This is a genomic window from Nonomuraea sp. NPDC004580, from assembly GCF_040609855.1.
Classification (GTDB): Bacteria; Actinomycetota; Actinomycetes; order Streptosporangiales; family Streptosporangiaceae; genus Nonomuraea; species Nonomuraea salmonea.
Genome location: NZ_JBEXLH010000007.1, coordinates 23,574 through 38,557 on the forward strand (window position 1 = coordinate 23,574; position 14,984 = coordinate 38,557).

General features: G+C 70.6%; 17 protein-coding genes and 1 riboswitch. Of the genes, 9 read left to right on the forward strand and 8 right to left on the reverse strand.

Features of this window, described 5'->3' with window-relative positions; genetic code table 11:
* Nucleotides 1-34: 34 nt before the first annotated feature.
* The 5 genes from ABZW11_RS10495 to ABZW11_RS10515 form a co-directional block, all read right to left on the reverse strand.
* Nucleotides 35-1,219 (reverse strand): lipid-transfer protein, encoded by a 1,185-nt coding sequence (locus ABZW11_RS10495; RefSeq protein WP_355414850.1) that lies wholly within the window; start codon nt 1,217-1,219, stop codon nt 35-37.
* A complete protein-coding gene (locus ABZW11_RS10500; protein WP_355414852.1) occupies nt 1,216-1,620 on the reverse strand; it encodes an OB-fold domain-containing protein in 405 nt (134 codons plus the stop codon). Before ABZW11_RS10500 ends, ABZW11_RS10495 begins: the two co-directional genes overlap by 4 nt.
* 26 nt (nt 1,621-1,646) lie before the next feature.
* Nucleotides 1,647-2,804, reverse strand: coding sequence for a S8 family serine peptidase (locus tag ABZW11_RS10505; RefSeq protein ID WP_355414854.1), 1,158 nt, complete (start codon nt 2,802-2,804; stop codon nt 1,647-1,649).
* The gene (locus ABZW11_RS10510; RefSeq protein WP_355414856.1) at nt 2,801-2,950 is read right to left on the reverse strand and encodes a hypothetical protein; all 150 of its coding nucleotides are present in this window, start codon (nt 2,948-2,950) and stop codon (nt 2,801-2,803) included. Before ABZW11_RS10510 ends, ABZW11_RS10505 begins: the two co-directional genes overlap by 4 nt.
* Before the next feature lie 188 nt (nt 2,951-3,138).
* Entirely contained in the window at nt 3,139-3,945 is an 807-nt protein-coding gene (locus tag ABZW11_RS10515) for an SAM-dependent chlorinase/fluorinase (RefSeq protein ID WP_355414858.1), read from the reverse strand.
* 118 nt (nt 3,946-4,063) lie between these two features.
* On the opposite strand from ABZW11_RS10515, the gene ABZW11_RS10520 reads away from it, so the two are divergent.
* Entirely contained in the window at nt 4,064-4,363 is a 300-nt protein-coding gene (locus tag ABZW11_RS10520) for a DUF3263 domain-containing protein (RefSeq protein WP_355414860.1), read from the forward strand.
* Between the two features lie 39 nt (nt 4,364-4,402).
* Complete coding sequence (otsB, locus tag ABZW11_RS10525) at nt 4,403-5,173, forward strand: trehalose-phosphatase (RefSeq protein WP_355414862.1); 771 nt, start codon at nt 4,403-4,405, stop codon at nt 5,171-5,173.
* Nucleotides 5,174-5,177: 4 nt separating this feature from the next.
* On the opposite strand, the gene ABZW11_RS10530 is transcribed toward otsB, so the two are convergent.
* A complete protein-coding gene (locus tag ABZW11_RS10530) occupies nt 5,178-6,602 on the reverse strand; it encodes a trehalose-6-phosphate synthase (RefSeq protein ID WP_355414864.1) in 1,425 nt (474 codons plus the stop codon).
* 31 nt (nt 6,603-6,633) lie between these two features.
* Between ABZW11_RS10530 and ABZW11_RS10535 the strand changes: the two genes are divergently transcribed.
* The 6 genes from ABZW11_RS10535 to ABZW11_RS10560 all read left to right on the forward strand — a co-directional run bounded on the left by ABZW11_RS10535 (nt 6,634) and on the right by ABZW11_RS10560 (nt 11,742).
* Nucleotides 6,634-7,188: an RNA polymerase sigma factor gene (locus ABZW11_RS10535; RefSeq protein WP_355414866.1), complete on the forward strand. Its 555-nt coding sequence runs from the start codon at nt 6,634-6,636 to the stop codon at nt 7,186-7,188.
* Between the two features lie 79 nt (nt 7,189-7,267).
* A riboswitch (SAM riboswitch) is annotated at nt 7,268-7,409 on the forward strand.
* A 13-nt stretch (nt 7,410-7,422) separates the two neighbouring features.
* Nucleotides 7,423-8,655 (forward strand): threonine synthase, encoded by a 1,233-nt coding sequence (gene thrC / locus ABZW11_RS10540; RefSeq protein ID WP_355414868.1) that lies wholly within the window; start codon nt 7,423-7,425, stop codon nt 8,653-8,655.
* Nucleotides 8,656-8,679: 24 nt separating this feature from the next.
* Complete coding sequence (locus ABZW11_RS10545) at nt 8,680-8,955, forward strand: MoaD/ThiS family protein (RefSeq protein WP_355414870.1); 276 nt, start codon at nt 8,680-8,682, stop codon at nt 8,953-8,955.
* Nucleotides 8,956-9,198: 243 nt separating this feature from the next.
* A complete protein-coding gene (locus ABZW11_RS10550; protein ID WP_043633553.1) occupies nt 9,199-9,399 on the forward strand; it encodes a cold-shock protein in 201 nt (66 codons plus the stop codon).
* Between the two features lie 330 nt (nt 9,400-9,729).
* Nucleotides 9,730-11,361, forward strand: coding sequence for a chaperonin GroEL (gene groL / locus ABZW11_RS10555; RefSeq protein WP_355414872.1), 1,632 nt, complete (start codon nt 9,730-9,732; stop codon nt 11,359-11,361).
* 150 nt (nt 11,362-11,511) lie between these two features.
* On the forward strand, nt 11,512-11,742 hold the full coding sequence (locus tag ABZW11_RS10560; protein ID WP_355414874.1) for a hypothetical protein: 231 nt from the start codon (nt 11,512-11,514) through the stop codon (nt 11,740-11,742).
* Nucleotides 11,743-11,796: 54 nt separating this feature from the next.
* Here ABZW11_RS10560 and ABZW11_RS10565 read toward each other — a convergent pair whose 3' ends face one another.
* Together ABZW11_RS10565 and ABZW11_RS10570 are read right to left on the reverse strand one after the other, a co-directional pair.
* A complete protein-coding gene (locus ABZW11_RS10565; protein ID WP_355414876.1) occupies nt 11,797-12,327 on the reverse strand; it encodes a YbhB/YbcL family Raf kinase inhibitor-like protein in 531 nt (176 codons plus the stop codon).
* A 66-nt stretch (nt 12,328-12,393) separates the two neighbouring features.
* Nucleotides 12,394-14,424, reverse strand: coding sequence for an AAA family ATPase (locus ABZW11_RS10570; RefSeq protein ID WP_355414878.1), 2,031 nt, complete (start codon nt 14,422-14,424; stop codon nt 12,394-12,396).
* Between the two features lie 121 nt (nt 14,425-14,545).
* Here ABZW11_RS10570 and ABZW11_RS10575 point away from each other — a divergent pair, with 121 nt between their 5' ends.
* Nucleotides 14,546-14,875, forward strand: coding sequence for a hypothetical protein (locus ABZW11_RS10575; RefSeq protein ID WP_355414880.1), 330 nt, complete (start codon nt 14,546-14,548; stop codon nt 14,873-14,875).
* Nucleotides 14,876-14,984 lie beyond the last annotated feature (109 nt).

Consider the following 14,984-nt stretch of genomic DNA (forward strand, 5'->3'; position numbering starts at 1 on the left):
CCCGGGGGCCTGCTTCCTGGGGCGTTTCGGATGCTCAGGCGGTGACGATCAGCGCCGAGCCGTGGCCGAACAGTCCCTGGTTGGCCGCGAGGCCGACGCGGGCGCCGGGCACCTGGCGGACGCCGGCCCGGCCGCGCAGCTGCGTGGTCAGCTCGCAGAGCTGGGCGATGGCCTGGGCGGGCACGGCCTCGCCGAAGGAGGCCAGGCCGCCCGACGGGTTCACCGGGATCCGGCCGCCCAGGGCGGTCTGCCCGTCCCTGAGCAGCTTGTCGGCCTCGCCGGGCGGGCAGAGCCCGACGTCCTCCATCCAGTCCAGCTCCAGCGCCGTGGACAGGTCGTAGACCTCGGCCAGCGACACGTCCTCAGGGCCGACGCCGGCCTCCTCGTAGGCGGCGTACGCGATCGACGCGCGGAACGGCCGCTCGGGCGGCGGCACGGCGGCGCAGGAGTCGGTCGCGAAGTCGGGCAGCTCCAGCACCGTGTTGGGGAAGACGGGGGTGACCGTGGAGACGGCCGCCAGGCGGACGGGGGCGGCGACGCTGTGGCGGCGCGCGTACGACTCCGACGCCAGCACCACCGCCGCGCCCCCGTCGGAGGTGGCGCAGACGTCCATGAGCCGCAGCGGGTCGGCCACCATGGGGGAGGCCAGCACCTGTTCGGCGGTCACCGGCTCGCGGTAGCGGGCCATCGGGTTGAGCGAGCCGGCCAGCGCGTTCTTGACCTTGACGGCGGCGAAGTCGGCAGGGGTCGAGCCGTGCAGGGCCATGCGGCGGCGGGCGTAGAGCGCGAAGTACGCCGGGTTGGTCGCGCCGAGCAGCCGGAAGCGCAGCCAGTCGGGGTCGTCGGGCCGGTCGCCGCCGACGGGGGTGAAGAAGCCCTTCGGCGCCGCGTCCGCGCCGATCACCAGCGCGACGTCGCAGAGCCCGGCGAGGATCCTGGTACGCGCGATGTCCAGCGCCTGCGCCCCCGACGCGCAGGCCGCGTAGCAGGAGGCGACCCTGGCGCCCGACCAGCCGAGCGCCCTGGCGTAGGAGGCGCCGGAGACGAAGCCGGGGTAGCCGTTCCTGATCGTGTCGGCCCCGACGACGAACTGCACGTCGGTCCAGGCCAGCCCGGCGTCGTCGAGGGCGGCGCGGGCGGCGGCCAGGCCGTACTCGAGGAAGGGGCGGCCCCACTTGCCCCACGGGTGCATCCCGGTGCCCAGCACGGCCACGCTCATGAGGCCCGCCCCCACATCCACATCAGCGGCCCGTCGGCCAGCTCGCCCGAGGTCAGCTCCAGCTCCATGCCCACCGCGAGCTGCTCCACCGTCAGGCCCTTGACCTGGCCGAGCACGACGATGCCGACCTCGTCCAGCTCGACCGCGGCGAGCGTGACCGGCTCGTACGGCCGCGCCGCCACGTACGGCGCGGGCGGCGGGTAGCAGGCGTTGGTGTACGACCAGACCCGCCCGCGCCTGGGCAGCCGGATCTCCTCCATGTCGGTGACCTCGCAGCGCGGGTTGGGGCAGGAGTCCCGGCGGGGCGGGAAGCAGACGGTGCCGCAGCCCGCGCATCGGGTGCCGAGCAGGCGGACACCGCCGGGCTCGACCGCGAACCAGCCGTCGATCGCGTACGTCATAGCTCGGAGTATCACACAAGCGCTTGCTAGGGAGAATCCCTCCGCCGCTCCCGCGAGCGCAGCACCACCCACCCCGACATCACGACCGCCAGCAGCACCATCCCCGCCACCACCGCCGTCCTGGACGCCGGATAAGGACCGTCGCCGAAGTAAGAACCGGGCAGCGGCGGCACGACGGCGGGCGCGGCCAGCCGGGCGGCCTCGCGCAGTGCCAGCGCCGCGTCCGCCACCCCGTGCCCGTAGGCCGGGTTGTAGCCGTCGCAGGGCCGGCGCCTGGTGCCCTCCTCGATGGCCAGCCGCACGTGGTACGGCGACAGATGCGGATGCGCCGACCTGATCAGCGCCGCGATGCCCGCCACTATGGCGGCGGCCGAGCTGGTGCCGTCGCTCACCACGTACGAGTCGCCGCCGTCGGCCGTCACGATGTCCGTGCCGGGCGCGACCACCGACACGTAGTCCTGCCGGTTGGAGAAGCGGGCCACCCTGCCCCGCCGGTCCACCGCGCCCACGGCGATCACCCCGGGGTAGGCGGCGGGGAAGTTCTTCCTGTTCGCCGCGGCCCCGTCGTTGCCCGACGACGCCACGAGCACCGCGCCCTTGCCGATGGCGTACTGGACGGCCTCCTCCTCGGCGGCCGAGCCCTCCCACGCGCCGCTGCCGCCGCCCAGCGACATGCTGATCACGCCCGCGCCGTGGTCGGCGGCGTACCTGATGCCCCTGGCCAGCGCGTCGCGCCAGCCGGGCCGCCGGTGGGCGCGGCGCGGGTCGCCGTTCTCCAGCGTGACCCTGACCGACAGCACCGTGGCGGCCGGCGCCACGCCGAGCACGCCGCCCTTGCCGCCTTCGCCGTGCCCGCGCCCGGCGATCAGCCCGGCCATCGCGGTGCCGTGGGGGCCCCACCCGCGCCCGTCCCCGCCGGGGCCGGTGAGGTCGGGGCCCTCGATGACGGCGTCGCGCAGGTCGGGGTGCCCGGGGTTGACGCCGGTGTCCAGCACCGCGACCGTGACGCCCTCGCCCTTGCTGGTGCGCCAGGCGTCGGGCAGGCGCAGCGCGCCGAGCTGCCACTGCCCGGCCCTCGCGGCGGCGGCCAGCTCGTCGGAGCCGTCTCCCGCGCTCGTGGCCAGGGCCGGCACGGGACCCGACAGCAGCACGGTCAGCAGGACCGGTACGGCGATCCGCCTCATCGCGTCAGCGCCCGGTGCAGCGACGTGGCGACCTGACGGGCGGCGGCGCGCAGGCGGGAGGCCACGGGGTCGCCGGGACGGTAGGCCCGCCCGTCGGCGTACCCGGCCGCCGTCGCCACCGGCCAGGCGCGCCAGCGCTCGGACACGGGCGGGAGCGGGCCAGGTCACGGACAGCAGGAAGGACAGCACAACGGACAACTGGAACACGTCGACCTCGAGCGGGAGGGGAGGGACCTCCGGTCAGCTCGCATTCTGACACGCGGATACGCCGACGGATGGACGCTTCAGTAAACAGACCGATACGAGGAGTAGTTCCAGAACTATCTTCTTTGTCCTATGGAGAGGGGGAAAGTCGGACATGTGCACCGGGCGGCAGGCCCAGCCGCTGAGCCGCGTCACCGCAGTTGACCGCGATCGCGATCAGCCCCGCCGAGTCCGCGAACGCCACCAGCTCGCCCGGCGGCACCGCCGCGTACGTCTCCCGGTACGGCAGCGCGAGCTGCCGCCGCCCCAGCCACACCCCGAGCGTGTCGCCCACCCGCACGCCCAGCGCCCGCAGGTCACCGGCCCCGATCGACAGCTGCGTGTTGCCGTAGCGGTCGACCGAGACCACCTCGCCCTCGACCGAGCCGTCGCGCAGCAGCGTGGTCGGCTCGGGCAGCGTGACCAGCCGCGACACCGGCAGTCGCGGCCCCAGCTCGGCCGCCGGCAGCCCGCCGTGGAGCCGCCCGGCCACCGGCGCGAACACGTCACGCCCCGGGAACGTCGGCGAGGCAGGCCGCAGGAAGTAGGCGTCGTTGGCGATCTCGTACGCCGCCCGCGCGCCGCCGCTGGCGTGCACCGCCCACGACAGCAGCCCGTTGTCGGGCCCGATGAACACCCGGCCGCCCGCCTCCACGGCCACCGCCCGCCGCGCGCCACCCACACCGGGATCGACCGCACCGATGTGGATACCCTCGGGGAGGTACGGGATGGTCTGCGCCAGAACCGCCGCCCCGCGCCGCACGTCGCCGGCCGGGATGAGGTGACAGACGTCGATCACCCGGGCCTCAGGGGCTATCCCGGCGATCACTCCATGACAGGCCGCCACATATCCATCCTCTAACCCGTAGTCGGTGAGGAGCGTGATGACAGAGGTCACATCTGGTGACTGTACGTCTCCCAATCCGTCGTGAACAGCCGCACTCCGCACATTACGATGGCGAACGGGCCGCGTGCGGGCGGCGAGATCGTCGCCCGCCCCTTTCGAGGAGGACACCATGGGAGCACCGCTCAGCGGTGACAATGCTGCCCAGGAACCGTCCCGACAACCACTCTCACAACGCGATCTCGATCTCCTCGCCTTCGAACGCCAATGGTGGCGCTACGCGGGCGCGAAGGAGCACGCCATCAAGGAGACGTTCGGCTTCTCCGCCACGCGCTACTACCAGCTCCTCGGTGAGCTGATCGACCGGCCGGAGGCGCTGGAGCAGGACCCGATGCTGGTCAAGCGGCTGCGCAGATTACGATCCACGCGCCGGCGCGACCGTGCGGCCAGAAGGCTCGGCATGCGTCCCTGACCGTCTGGGTACGGCAGCCGAGTGAAGAACATCCCTGGAATGGAAGCGATCCTGCACGATCCGGCGGGCGCCGTGATCGGGCTCGACTTCGACGGCACCCTGTCGCCGATCGTGCCCGACCCCGCCCAGGCCGTGATCCATCCGAAGGCGCCCGGCGTACTCGCCGAGCTGGGCGCCCGCGTCCGAGCGGTGGCCATCGTGACCGGCAGGCCCGCGGCCACCGCGCTGGAGCTCGGCCCCGGCCTGGCCGACGTGCCCGGCCTGGTGGTGCTCGGCCACTACGGCTTCGAACGCTGGGAGGACGGCCGCGTCTCCGCGCCCCCGCCGCCGCCCGGCGTCCCCAACGCGGAGACCGAGCTGCCGCTGCTGCTCGAATCCCTGGGCGTGCGGGGCGCGCGCATCGAGGACAAGGGGCGGGCCGTGGCCGTCCACACCAGGCGCAGCCCCGACCCCGAGGGCACGCTCGCCGCGCTGCGCGAGCCGCTCGCCAAGCTGGCCGACAAACACGGGCTGGTCATCGAGCCCGGCCGCATGGTGCTGGAGCTGCGGCCGCCCGGCATGGACAAGGGCCACGCGCTCGGCCTGTTCCTCACGGAGCGGGAGGCGCGCTCGGTCATGTTCGTCGGCGACGACCTGGGCGATCTGGCGGCGTTCGACGCCGTACGCGCCTCGGGGCTGCCCGGCGTGACCGTGTGCAGCGGCTCGGCCGAGGTCACCGCGCTCGCGGAGCGCGCCGACCTGGTGGTGGACGGCCCCGACGGCGTGGTGCGGCTGCTGGAGGAGCTGGTCTTGGCGATCACCCGCTCGTGACGCCTCAGGCCAGGGCTTCGAGCTGGGCGGCGAGCCACTGTTGCGGTGGCAGCGCGGTCGCGGCGGCGCGCAGCTTGTCGCGGCGGGTGCGCCGCTCGTCCTCCGGCATGACCAGCGCCTCGTGCAGCGCGGCCGCGGTGCCGCTGATGTCGTACGGGTTGACGAGCAGCGCGTGCTGGCCCAGCTCGGCCGCGGCGCCCGCCTCCCGCGACAGCACGAGCGCGCAGTGCGGCGACAGCACGGGGCCCTCCTTGGCCACCAGGTTCATGCCGTCGCGGATGGGGTTGACCAGCAGCACGTCGGCCATCCGGTAGGCGGCCAGCGAGCGCGGATAGTCGTCGTTGACGTTGAGGATGAGCGGGTCCCAGTCCTCGGTGGCGTACTCGTCCTCGATCTCCTGGGCGCAGCGCTGCACCGACGCGGTGTACTCGCGGTATTCGGGCAGGTCGTGCCGGCTGGGATAGGCGAAGGCGAGGTGGACCACGCGGCCGTGCCACTCGGGATGGGCGGCGAGGAACTCGCGGTAGGCGTTGAGCCCGCGCACGATGTTCTTCGACAGCTCGGTGCGGTCGATGCGGACGATCAGCTTGCGCCCGCCGACCTGCTCCCGCAGCGCCGTCATGTGCGACTCGACGTCGGGCTCGCAGGCCCGCTCCCACAGCGCGGCGCCGTCCACCCCCAGGCTGTGGACGCCGATGCGGGTGGTCCTGCCGGCGTGGGTGACGCTGCGCCCGACGCGGTCGGACTCGGCGCCCAGCAGCCGCTCGCAGCAGTCCATGAACGCCTGCGCCCACCGGTCGGTGAGGAACCCGGCGTGGTCGGCGCCCAGGATGCCTTCGAGCACCTCCTTGGCGACGTCGTCGGGCAGCAGCGAGAAGTATTCGGGCGGCGCCCACGGGGTGTGGCTGAAGTGCGCGATGCGCAGGTCGGGTCGTTCGGCCCTGAGCATGGCCGGGGTCAGCGTAAGGTGGTAGTCCTGCACCATCACGCGTGCGCCGTGGCCGGCCTCCTCGGCCAGCGCCAGCGCGAAAGCGCCGTTGTAGTCGCGGTATGACTCCCACTCGCGCTCGAACCTGGTGCCGAAATTGGGCGAGTTGGGGATGTCGTAGAGCAGATGGTTGACGAACCACAGGGTCGAGTTGGCCACCGCGTTGTAGGCGCGGTGGAAGATGGCGGGCGGGATGTCGAGCATGCGCATCGGGCCCGTGTCGTAGCCCGCGTGGTCGACGCGGCCGCCGCCGGCCTGCCGTACGGCGCTGCGGTCGCCGTCGGACAGCGCCGCGCAGACCCACAGCACGCCGTCGCCCTTGGCCACGCCCGACAGGCCCGACACGAGACCGCCGCCGCCGCGCTTCATGGTGAGTTCGCCGTCGTCGGAGACGGTGAAGGAGACCGGCCCTCTGTTGGAGGCCAACAGCACGCTGTTCATCTAGGCTCCTTTCGATCATAGGATCCCAGCTATGGCGCTTGATGAGCTAACCGAGGAACTCGCCCGCTCAGCCGCTGCCGGAGATCATCGCGCACTCGGCGAGCTCCTGGCGCGGATAGAGCCCGATGTGATGCGGCACTGCGCCCGAATCCTGCCTTATCACCAGGACGCGGAGGAGGCCTCGCAAGATACGTTGCTGGCCGTGGCGCGTAACATCGGGCGGTTCGAGGGGCGCGCCAGGTTCAGTACGTGGCTGCACATCGTGACGGCCAACTGCGCGCGCACGACGTACCGGTCGCTGAAGCGGCGGGCGGCCGAGCAGAGCTCGGACGAGCTGCCCGTGCAGAAGCCCGACGTGCGGCGGGTCAGCGTGATCGCCGGCTCGCGGCTGGACCTGCTCGACGCGATGGAGGCGCTGGAGGCCGACAAGCCCGACCTGGCGCAGGCGCTGGTGCTGCGCGACATCGTCCAGCTCGACTACAACGAGGTGGCCGAGCAGCTCGGCATCCCGCTGGGCACCGCGAAATCCCGCATCCATCAGGCGCGCAAGTACGTGCAGGGTGTGCTGGGCGAGGACTACCGCTGAGACCACCCGTCTCACATGTTGAGACGGGTGGTAATTCCAGCCACTTAAGCGGGTAGAGTCCGTTTCAACAACTTCATATTGCTCATCCAGAGGGGTGGAGGGACCGGCCCTGCGAAGCCCCGGCAACCCTCCCGGCTTTCGACTCGCGACCAGGCGAGGCCGACCGGGACAAGGTGCCAATTCCGGTTCGCGGTCAAGGTGGCCGTGGGCGAAGATGAGGGAAGGCCTCGCTTCATGTCGCTTGACTTTGGTCCTGCCGTCGCTCTGTCCTGCCGCGAGTGCGGCGCGCGTTACCCGCTGGGTCCCAGCTTCGCGTGTCAGGAGTGTTTCGGGCCGCTCGAGGCGGCCTACGACTTCGGCCAGGTGACCCGCGAGCAGATCGCATCGGGTCCGGCCAACATCTGGCGTTACCGGGCGCTCCTTCCGGTGCCGGCGAACGTGACCGAAAAGCCGAATATGAACCCCGGCTGGACGAAATTGGTCAAGGCCGGAAACCTCGGCCGAACGCTCGGCATCAAGTCCCTTTACGTGAAGGACGACTCCGGCAATCCCACCCACTCCTTCAAGGACCGGGTCGTCGCCATGGCCGTCGAAGCGGCCAGGAACTTCGGTTTCCACACGCTTTCCTGCTCCTCCACCGGCAATCTCGCCGGCGCCGTCACCGCCGCCGCCGCGCGGGCCGGGCTCGACGCGTGCGTGTTCATCCCGGCCAATCTGGAGCAGGCGAAGATCGCCATGGCGCGGGTCTTCGGCGGGAGACTCATCGGCATCGAGGGCACGTACGACGACGTCAACCGGTTCTGCTCCGAGCTCATCGGCGACCCGATGGGCGACAAGTGGGGATTCGTCAACGTCAACCTGCGGCCCTACTACGCCGAGGGCTCCAAGACGCTCGCGTACGAGATCGCCGAGCAGCTCGGCTGGCGGCTGCCCGAGCAGATCATCATCCCCATCGCCTCCGGGTCCCAGCTCACGAAGATCGACAAGGGCTTCAAGGAGCTGGTGAAGCTGGGGCTGGTCGAGGACACCCCGTACAAGATCTTCGGGGCGCAGGCGGCCGGGTGCTCGCCGGTGTCCACCGCGTACAAGGCGGGGCACGAGGTCGTACGGCCGGTCAAGCCCGACACCATCGCCAAGTCCCTGGCCATCGGCAACCCGGCCGACGGCCCGTACGTGCTGGACATCGCCCGGCGCACCGGCGGGGCCGTCGAGGACGTCACCGACGCCGAGATCGTGGCCGCCATCAAGCTGCTGGCCTCGACCGAGGGCGTCTTCGCCGAGACCGCGGGCGGCGTCACCGTCGGCGTGCTGAAGAAGCTCACCGAGAACGGCGTGCTCGACCCCGACGCCCTCACCGTGGTGCTCAACACCGGTGACGGGCTCAAGACGCTCGACGCGATCAGCGACGACGCCGCACCCACGGCCGTGATCCGGCCCTCCCTCGACGCGTTCCGCGCGACTGTCTGACAACCAGGAAAGGCGACTTAAACCATGAGCGTTTCTGTGCGGATTCCCACCATTCTGCGCACCTACACCGGGGGCAACGCGGAGGTCAGTGGCGAGGGCGCGACGCTTCGTGACGTGCTCATCAAGCTCGACGCCGACTACCCGGGCATCGGGGCGAGAATTCTGGATGAATCGGGCAAGATTCGTCGTTTCGTCAACGTTTACGTGGGGGAAGAGGACGTCCGTTTCGCCGAGGGTCTCGACACTCCCGCCCCTGAGGGCGCTCAGATCTCCATCATCCCGGCGGTCGCCGGCGGCTGAGTGTCGCGGCTCACATCCAGAAGGCGCCCCTTGTGGGCGCCTTCTCCTTTTGCGGGCCTAATTCAATGTTGAACCACGTTCGGGAAGAAGAAATAGGCAGTTCCCAGATTGACTCTGTTGCCAAACCCCTCCCCACAGGTATGGTCGAGGGCGATCGTCCGGCTGATTTTCTGTTAAGTCGGGCGATTACAGGTCTCGCGGAGGAATGGGCGAGATCTGGGAGACCAGTAAGAGGAGTCGGAAGTGGCGCAGGGCACCGTCAAGTGGTTCAACGCGGACAAGGGCTACGGCTTCATCGCGGTAGACGGTGGTAAGGATGTATTCGTCCATTACTCAGCGATCCTGATGGACGGGTACCGATCTCTCGAGCAGGGACAGCGCGTCGAGTTCGAGATCACGCAGGGCCAGAAGGGACCGCAGGCGGAGTCCGTCCGAACGGTCTGATCGACATCCTGGTATGCACCGGGCGGGTTCGCACGGCAGCGCAGTCCGTGCGAGCCGTCATCTCTCTTTCGTCGACTCGCGTACGGTGAGCCGCTCAGGGCGGCTCGCCGTACCGGCGTACTGACTGACCTGGGCGGAAACGTGGGGCAGGTGGGCGTTCGCTTGCACTCGGCAGGGTAGAGTGCTAAACAGTTCGTTGGCACTCTGTGCAGCAGAGTGCCAACACCGGATCGGGACGATGGGGTCTGCCGAAGGAGATGCTGACCCATGCCGTCGCGGGCGTCGGCTCGGTCCACGACAAGCCACCCTGCATCTGGGAGGTCTAGCCTTATGGCAGCCAAGATGATCGCGTTTGACGAGGACGCCCGGCGCGGTCTCGAGCGCGGTATGAACCAGCTCGCCGACGCCGTCAAGGTGACCTTGGGCCCCAAGGGCCGCAACGTCGTGCTGGAGAAGAAGTGGGGCGCTCCCACGATCACCAACGACGGTGTGTCCATCGCCAAGGAGATCGAGCTCGAGGACCCCTGGGAGAAGATCGGCGCCGAGCTGGTCAAGGAGGTCGCGAAGAAGACCGACGACGTGGCTGGTGACGGCACCACCACGGCCACCGTGCTCGCCCAGGCGCTGGTGCGCGAGGGTCTGCGCAACGTCGCCGCCGGCGCCAACCCGATGGCCCTGAAGAAGGGCATCGAGTCCGCCGTCGAGCGCGTCAGCGAGGAGCTCTCCAAGCTGGCCAAGGACGTGGAGACCAAGGAGCAGATCGCCTCCACCGCCTCCATCTCCGCCGCCGACCCCGAGATCGGCTCGCTCATCGCCGAGGCGATGGACAAGGTCGGCAAGGAAGGCGTCATCACCGTCGAGGAGAGCAACACCTTCGGCCTCGAGCTCGAGCTCACCGAGGGCATGCGCTTCGACAAGGGCATGACGTCGATGTACTTCGTGACCGACTCCGACCGCATGGAGGCCGTGCTCGAAGACCCCTACATCCTGATCGTCAACAGCAAGGTCTCCGCCAACAAGGACCTGCTGCCGCTGCTCGACAAGGTCGTCCAGTCGGGCAAGCCGCTGCTGATCATCGCCGAGGACGTCGAGGGCGAGGCCCTGGCGACCCTGGTCGTCAACAAGATCCGCGGCCTGTTCCGCTCCGTGGCCGTCAAGGCCCCGGGCTTCGGTGACCGCCGCAAGGCCATGCTCAACGACATCGCGATCCTGACCGGCGGTCAGGTCATCGCCGAGGAGGTCGGCCTCAAGCTCGAGACCGCCACCCTCGACCTGCTGGGCCGCGCCCGCAAGGTGGTCGTGACCAAGGACGAGACGACGATCGTCGACGGCGCCGGTGACGCTGAGCAGATCTCCGGCCGGGTCAACGAGATCCGCGCCGAGATCGAGCGCACCGACTCCGACTACGACCGCGAGAAGCTCCAGGAGCGTCTGGCCAAGCTGGCCGGCGGCGTCGCCGTCATCAAGGCCGGTGCCGCCACCGAGGTCGAGCTCAAGGAGCGCAAGCACCGCATCGAGGACGCCGTCCGCAACGCGAAGGCGGCCGTCGAGGAGGGCATCGTCCCCGGCGGTGGCGTGGCGCTGCTGCAGGCCGGCGCCAAGGCGTTCGACAAGCTCGAGCTCAACGGCGACGAGGCCACCGGTGCCGCCATCGTCAAGAAGGCGCTGGAGGAGCCGCTCAAGCAGATCGCGGTCAACGCCGGCCTCGAGGGCGGCGTCGTGGTCGAGCGCGTGCGCAACCTCACCCCGGGTGAGGGCCTCAACGCCGCGTCGGGCGAGTACGTCAACATGTTCGAGTCGGGCATCATCGACCCGGCCAAGGTGACGCGCTCCGCGCTGCAGAACGCCGCCTCCATCGCGGCGCTGTTCCTGACGACCGAGGCCGTCATCGCCGAGAAGCCCGAGAAGGCTCCGGCCGCTCCCGCCGGCGGCATGCCCGGCGGCGGCGACATGGACTTCTAGGTCTTTATCCGTCGCGCAGGCGAAGAGCGGTCCGGAATTTTCCGGGCCGCTCTTTTTCTTGTGGAGCTGCCATTACGTTTCACCATTGATCCGCTACTCATGGTGAGGAAAGGTGGTCAGCCATAACTCACCTCAACGAAGGAGTGGCGGATGTTCTCCCGCAGCAAGCGCATTTTCGGTATCACGGCCATCGCCCTGGCCGCCGTCACCGCCGCGGCGGCTCCCGCGCATGCCGACGACGAGCTGACGGGCACGTTCAGCCTGCTGCGCCAGCTGAACAATCCGTTCTGCCTGCCGGGCGCGACCACCACCGGCATTCCGGTCGTCGACTCGCTGCTGCCGGGGCTCGTCGGCTGCCCCCAGGCGCCCCTCGTACGCTGACCCCGACATGACGAGCGCCCCGCCGGGCTCCCGGCGGGGCGCTCCGGCGCCTTTTCAGACGCCGAAGTGGGCCACGATGAAGCCGCGGGCCAGCAGGTTGGCGTTGATGTTGAAGCCGACCACGGCCGGGCTGACGTCGCTGTCGACCCCCAGCTTGTCGACGCCCAGCGCGTGCACGGTGAAGACGTAGCGGTGCGGGTCGCCGGGAGGCGGGGCGGCGCCGCCGTAGGCCTTGGTGCCGTAGTCGGTGCGGGCGTGCACGGCGCCCTCGGGCAGGCCCTTGAAGTCGGGCGCCGAGCCCGCGCCGGTGGGCAGCTCAGTCACCGAGGCCGGCAGGTCGAACAGCACCCAGTGCCAGAAGCCGCTGCCGGTCGGCGCGTCGGGGTCGAAGCACGTGACGGCGTAGCTCCCGGTGCCCTCGGGGGCGCCGGACCAGCGCAGGTGCGGCGACTGGTTGCCGCCCGTCATGCCCCAGTCGTTGAAGACGTGGAGGTCGGGCAGGCGCTCGCCGTCCTGGATGTCGTCGCTCTCGACCGCGAGCGCGGGGACCGATGGCAGGAATTCATGGGGAAGCGGTGCGGGCACGGCATCCTCCTTGGGTGAGAGCTAGGTGCTTGCCCAGCCATCCTAGAAGCGCCGTGCCCGCGCGGCTCACGGCTCCAGCTCGGCGGGCAGCGGCTTGTCGTGCAGCACGGTCAGCGAGGTGACCGCTCGGGTCAGCACGACGTAGAGCCGGGCCAGGCCCCTGGGCTCGGCGGCCACGATGTCGGCCGGCTCGACCACGATGACGTGGTCGTACTCGAGGCCCTTGGCGAGCGTGGCGGGCACGACGAGCAGGCGCTGCTCGTCGGGGGAGTCGGGGTCGAGCACGGCGTGCGGCAGCTCGGCCAGCGCCTGCGAGACGGTCTCGACCAGCGCGTCGGGAACGATGACGCCGATGGAGCCCTCGTTGGCCAGCGCCTGCCGCGCCGCCTCGATGACCGAGCCGCCGGGCAGCACGGTGAGCGAGCCCGCGCCGGGACGCAGCGAGCGCGGCGCGGCCAGGCCGGGGGCGATGGAGGGCAGCAGCCGGGCCGCGTAGTCGAGCACCTCGCGCGGCACGCGGAAGCCGAGCGTCAGCTCCGTCACCTCGCCCTCGCGCTGGCCGAGGTGTTCGAGCACCGCCTGCCACGAGGTGGTGGACCACGGGGTGGTGCCCTGCGCGAGGTCGCCGAGCACGGTGGCCGAGCCGTTGCGGCAGCGCCGCCCGAGCGCCCTGAGCTGCATCTCCGACAGGTCCTGCGCCTCGTCCACGACCAGGTGACCGAGTGAGGGCGTGCGTTCCATGAGGTCGCGCAGCTCGTCGAGGAGCGCCGCGTCGGCCGCCGACCACTTCGCGGACTTCCAGCTCCGGTACGGCTTGCGCCGGCCGAGCAGCTCCTGCTCCTCGGCCGTCAGGTCGGACTTGGCGGCCTTGGCGCGGAACTCGGGGTCGGACAGCAGGCGATGGAGCACCTGCTCGGGCGTCAGCTTGGGCCAGACGGCGTCCACGAGCTGCTTGACCGGCTTCGACCTGGCCACCGCGTCCTGGACCCGGTCGTCGGGGGACTCGCCGCGCTGCTCCATGCGTACCAGCACCATGTGGGCCAGCCGCTGGGCCAGCGCCGCGCGGCCGGGGTTGTAGCGGGTGGTGCCGCGCAGGGAGGCGACGATCTCGCGCACCTCGTAGTCGGCGACCCGGTAGCGGTAGGCGCCCTTGGTGAAGACGACGCCCTCCTCCGGCTTGACGATGTGCAGCCAGAGCGCGCGCTCAAGGACGCCGGCCATCCTGGCGTCGCCCTTGATGGCGGCGACCTCGGGGTCCTCGGGGGTGGCGTGCTCGCCGAGCAGCCCGGCCACCGTGGTCTGGTCGACCTTGACCTCGCCCAGCGCGGGCAGCACAGAGGAGATGTAGGACAGGAAGGCCCGGTTCGGCCCGACGATCATGACGCCCGACCTGGCCAGCCGCTCGCGGTGGGTGAACAGCAGGTAGGCGGCGCGGTGGAGGCCGACGGCGGTCTTCCCGGTGCCGGGCGCACCCTGCACGCACACCGTCTGGGCCAGCGTGGAGCGGACGATCTCGTCCTGGTCGGGCTGGATGGTGGCGACGATGTCGCGCATGGGGCCGGTGCGGGGGCGCTCGATCTCCTCGGTGAGGATCTTCGACGGGCCGATGTCGCCGCCGTCGGCCAGCGGCTCGTCCTCGTACGCGGTGAGCGCCCCGCCGTGGTAGCCGAAGCGCCGCCGGCGCTCGACGCCCATCGGGTCGGCCGGGCTGGCCTGGTAGAACGCGCGCGACACCGGCGCCCGCCAGTCGATCACCAGCGGCTTGCTGCCGGCGTCGTGGACGTGGCGGCGTCCGACGTAGATGGTGCCGGGCAGGTCGTCGCCCCCTGCGCGGTCGAGGCGGCCGAAGAAGAGCGGGGTGTCGGGGTGGTCGGCCAGCGCGGCCACCCGCTGGTCGAGCAGCGACTGCAGGATCTGCTGCGAGACCCAGTCGCCGGCCGCGTCGGCCGACAGAGACTGGGCGTGCGCGCGCATGGCTTTGAGCGCGGCTCTGGACTCGGCGAGGTGGGCCTGCTCGGCCGCGAGTACGCCGGCCGGGTCGTCGGGGTCTGTGCTGGTCTCTTGGCGTATGTCTGGGGCCATCTGGTGCCCGGGCATGCGAAAGCGCCTCCCTGGTCTGGTGAACGGAGGTGGTCAAGGCAGCGAATCCGCCAGTCTAGTGGCGACTTCAGCGGGCTTCCACAGCATTTACTCGCGGCCGGCCGGGTACGCATAGGAGGTGCTCCGGCTCCGTGTCTCGCCGATCGTCCCCACGATCGCGAGCTTCCTGCTCGCCGCGTTGTGGGGTCTGTCGGTGTTCGCCGGGTGGGGGCTGCAGGCGTTCTGTGCGGGAGATGAGAGCCCGTCGACGTGTTCGCAGCGCCTTGATACCGTTTCCACGGTGTCGGCGCTGTTCGCCGCACTGGCGGCGTGCTGCACGGTGGCCGCCTGGCTGATCCCGTGGTCGAGGGCCGACTCGCGGACGTTCGCCCGCTTGATGGGCGCCGGGGTGGTGGCCTGGATCGCGGCCGAGGGAGTGTTGTTCCTCGGCGGCCTGCTGGCACGCTGAGCCAGGCGGAAAAGGGCGTCAGCTACCAACCTGGAAATACCGAAAAAATCGGGCATTTCAGGTGGGTTTGTCGGATCATGGGGGTATGTCGCAGGCGGCGTGATAGTAC